This window comes from Cupriavidus sp. 01T418 (genome assembly GCF_056398885.1).
Map to the genome: position 1 here is coordinate 1 of NZ_JBFTQG010000140.1, position 744 is coordinate 744.

Below are 744 nucleotides of genomic sequence, written 5' to 3' on the forward strand. Positions count from 1 at the left end.
CCCAGTTCCAGTTCGTAGTCGAGCCGGGTGCTCGCTCCCAGTTCGGGCTGGCCCTGTCCGGCCAGCACGCGCTGGCCGACAGGCCGCCGGACTATCTGGCCAGAGAGCCCGATGCTCGACGCACGGCCGTGATACGCGACTGGCATCCATTGGAAATTTGGCGACAATATGCCGTCGGGCCGCAACAACTTGACGATGTTGCGCGCGTGATCAATTGACGTATAGAAGTCGGTGTAGTCACCGATCTGTGCAGGCAAACCATATTCGACCTCGGCCTGCGGCACCAGCGCCGCCTTGAGCAAGTCGCCCCCGGCCTTCCTGCGCGCATCGAAGCCATCAAATAGCGCGTGACGCAATGCCCGCCACGCTTGAGGCCCCATGGCAAAGAAGGCATTGAGCGTCGGTTGCGTACATGCGCGGGCGGCCTCCTCGGCGAGGCCGGACAGGGCCCCGCCTTGCACCAGCGCGGCGAGGTCGATCACCCGGTCACCGAGCGCGACGCCGCCCCGGAATGCCTCGTCACTGTCCGCCCGACGAAAGACGGCAAACGGCAGGTTCTGCAGCGGGAACGCCGTGCCGTCCTGGTTCGCCGATTCCAGCCAGCTTCGCGCGGCGGGGTCGTGGGTGTGATCAAGCGGCATCAAAGTCTCCGCGCAGACTTTTCCGGCTCACCAGGACGCGGCGCTCCCGCAGCGACTGGATCGTCGCCGGATCGATGTTGCGTTCGCTCAGCAGCTCAATGTT

The 744-nt window shown here is 65.2% G+C and carries 1 protein-coding gene; it reads right to left on the reverse strand.

The annotated features are described in order from the left end of the window. Window positions 1-641: fumarylacetoacetase (locus tag AC1DQ3_RS36590; RefSeq protein WP_477124961.1), on the reverse strand; the 641-nt coding region annotated here is incomplete at its 3' end. Window positions 642-744 lie beyond the last annotated feature (103 nt).